The sequence below is a fragment of the Bacillus sp. JJ664 genome, from assembly GCF_036962205.1.
In the GTDB taxonomy this organism is placed as follows: Bacteria; Bacillota; Bacilli; order Bacillales; family Bacillaceae_G; genus Gottfriedia.
The window spans coordinates 1-2,930 of the sequence record NZ_JBALMS010000197.1; the positions used below are offsets into that span (position 1 = coordinate 1).

Sequence of the window (2,930 nt, forward strand, 5' to 3'; positions counted from 1 at the left end):
ATTTCATATTATTTATCATTTATAAATATAGATAAGTAGACAATTAATATCTATCATTTTGAGTATGAATCGATTCAATTTTTCTAAAATAGAAGACTAAAAACATCCTGTTTGAAGAACACTTTTCGTAATTCAGTGGATAAATGGAATAATTTAGTGAATCACTGACCATACTGAAAGTTACATACAGTTGTGAAGTGAGGGGTAGTAAATGTTGTATTTACATGATGTATGGGTTAATTGGTTTGAAGGTGAAGAAAATGGTTACAATGTCTGTCACTTTTTCGAATGGAGAAAAGATGACAGTGTTGAATTATTAGACCAAGTTCCAATCATTAAAGTTACTCCAGAGTTATTTCAGTATATTGAAAATGATTTATTAGAGCTTCCATCCGGTCTATTAACAGAAGTATTTCAAAAGTCTTATGTAAGAAAAAATCATGAACGCATTCAGTTAGATTATTGCTTTGTTGTAACTGATGGAAATGGAATTATTGCAGTTGATACAATTGGGTACAATATTCCAATTAGAAAAAGTCGTCTAATTCCAAGGCAGGAACAAATGGTATATGATATGACTGCAGAGGTTGAAGGGAATAGCTATAATCTTTTAAGCTTCTTAAATGAGGAGCAAAAAGAGCATCATATACTTTCTCCTTCCCCAGTGATCATGAGCGGGTTAACTCGAAAAGAACGACAATTAAAGCAATTATTGTTTATGGCTTTAGATCAGCTTCATTCGTCTAAAAATCCTTCTGAAATCAGATATTGGTATACAGAATGGAATCCAACTTCGTATCAACATATTCAAGATTCTACATTTGAAGATATTTGGACTCAATTATATGAAGAGATAAAGAGCGGATGGTCTGATCGTCATGAACAACTTTGTGGTCGAATTGTAAAAGGTCAGCCATTTTTTGAAAAACTATGGGAAATGGAACATGAACAAAAAGTTAATTAAAAAAAGCTGCTAGTTTAGCAGCTTTTTTTATTTGCACATTATTTTCTTTTTCTACCTAGACCCATTGCATTTTCCATTTTTTTAATCATTTTACTTGCAACAAGATTAGCTTTAGAAGCACCATTATCTAAGATTTCATCTAATTCAGTTGAATTAATGATTTCTTTATAACGCTCTTGCAGTGGTTTTAAACCTGCTACGACAACGTCTGCAACGTCTTGTTTAAATTCACCATAATTTTTTCCAGCATATTTATTCTCTAATTCTGAGATTGATTCGCCAGTAAATGCCGAGTAAATGCTTAGTAAGTTTGAGATTCCTGGTTTATTTTCCTTATCGTATTTCACGATACCCTCTGAATCTGTCACTGCACTTTTAATTTTCTTTTCGATTACCTTTGGATCATCTAGGACAAAGATTGTTGCCTTTTGATTTTCATCAGATTTACTCATTTTTTTAGTTGGATCAGCAAGACTCATGATTCTTGCTGCATCTTTACTAATTCTTACTTCGGGTATTGTAAAGATATCGTTGTATTTCTTGTTAAATCGTTCAGCAAGGTCTCTTGTTAGCTCTAAATGTTGTTTTTGATCATCACCTACAGGAACCAAATGCGTTCCGTATAAAAGGATATCTGCAGCCATTAATGGTGGGTATGTTAATAAAGCTGCTGATACGCCTTCTTTACCAGTTGATTTGTCTTTAAATTGCGTCATGCGTTCTAATTCACCGATGTAGGAAATACATTGCATCATCCATCCAGCTTGTGCGTGTGCAGGTACTTCAGATTGAATAAAGATAGTAGACTTTTCAGGATCTAAACCAGCTGCAACGTAAATAGCTGATAGACTTTGTATGTTTTTTCGAAGAGCTAATCTGTCTTGAGGAACAGTTATTGCATGTTGATCGACAATACAGAAATAGCAGTTATAGTCATTTTGTAATTCGATAAATTGTTTTACTGCTCCTAAATAGTTACCTAATGTAATACCACCACTTGATGTAGGTTGAATACCACTAAAAATTGTTTGCATGTTAATTTACCTCCTATTTGCCTTGAAAAAATAAAAAAGCGGCATAATCTCTCTATTAAATAGAGACGATTATACCGCGGTACCACTCTAGTTATTCCAAATCAGGGAATCACTCACGCATGAAAACATGCTCTCTTTTATCGTTAGAGTTACGTCGAAGCCTACTTTTGTTAAATTGTTCGGTTCGAAGCTCGGAAGTCCATTCCATCAGATTACATGGCTTGTTTACACCAACCACAAGCTCTCTAAACATGCAAATTCTGTGTACTACTCTTCGTCATAGCCATACTATTCTTTCTATTGATAATATCTTAATTATATTCAATTTTCAAGACGTTGATACATGATTAAGAAATAATAATGAAAGTAAATGCAACAGATAAAATGATTAAAGTAATGGCTGCCATTAATAATGGCTTAGTAGAAGTAAATGAATAACGTCTGTATAGCATCTCTTTCTTTACAGTTAATGTTTCGTCACCAGTCATTTTGGCAATTTTTTCATCTCTTAAACTAAATACTTTTCTAATCCCATATCGAGTAATGTTGAAAAAACCGCTTTGTACGATCAGTAGAAAACCACCTACCACAAATAATGTTAGTCCGATATAGAAAATAATGTTTGTCAAATGAAGGAAAAAATCAGCTGTTCCTTGAATGAAAGTTAGGATTATCGCTAAAATAATCGATGATAATAGTGATAGAATATAGTGTTTGGACATGTTTGTTAATGCTCCTCCTTCAAATCGAAAAAAATATTGTACGGTGAATAATGTTATATTATAATAATATTGTAAGCCGTTACAAGTTAACTTTACAATAAAATAACAAATAGTAAACATTTTTATGAGTATTCAGCTAATTTTAACAAATTATTAAATTTTGTTTGTCAAAATTGTTGTAAAAATCAATTAAAAATGTATAATAAAATT

At 31.9% G+C, this 2,930-nt stretch carries 3 protein-coding genes and 1 other annotated feature; of the genes, 1 reads left to right on the forward strand and 2 read right to left on the reverse strand.

Going from position 1 to position 2,930, the window contains the following annotated elements:
- The first annotated feature begins 211 nt into the window (after nucleotides 1-211).
- Nucleotides 212-964 (forward strand): YjbA family protein, encoded by a 753-nt coding sequence (locus V7056_RS20090; protein ID WP_087999971.1) that lies wholly within the window; start codon nucleotides 212-214, stop codon nucleotides 962-964.
- A gap of 38 nt (nucleotides 965-1,002) precedes the next feature.
- Here V7056_RS20090 and trpS read toward each other — a convergent pair whose 3' ends face one another.
- Nucleotides 1,003-1,998 (reverse strand): tryptophan--tRNA ligase, encoded by a 996-nt coding sequence (trpS, locus tag V7056_RS20095; RefSeq protein ID WP_499704157.1) that lies wholly within the window; start codon nucleotides 1,996-1,998, stop codon nucleotides 1,003-1,005.
- Between the two features lie 58 nt (nucleotides 1,999-2,056).
- Nucleotides 2,057-2,288 (reverse strand) — a binding site (T-box leader).
- Nucleotides 2,289-2,345: 57 nt separating this feature from the next.
- Nucleotides 2,346-2,720, reverse strand: coding sequence for a DUF3899 domain-containing protein (locus tag V7056_RS20100; protein WP_499704158.1), 375 nt, complete (start codon nucleotides 2,718-2,720; stop codon nucleotides 2,346-2,348).
- Nucleotides 2,721-2,930 lie beyond the last annotated feature (210 nt).

Coding starts and splice junctions, on each gene's coding strand:
- V7056_RS20090 (WP_087999971.1), top strand. CDS start 212: ATGTTGTATTTACATGATGTATGGGTTAATTGGTTTGAAGGTGAAGAA.
- trpS (WP_499704157.1), bottom strand. CDS start 1,998: ATGCAAACAATTTTTAGTGGTATTCAACCTACATCAAGTGGTGGTATT.
- V7056_RS20100 (WP_499704158.1), bottom strand. CDS start 2,720: ATGTCCAAACACTATATTCTATCACTATTATCATCGATTATTTTAGCG.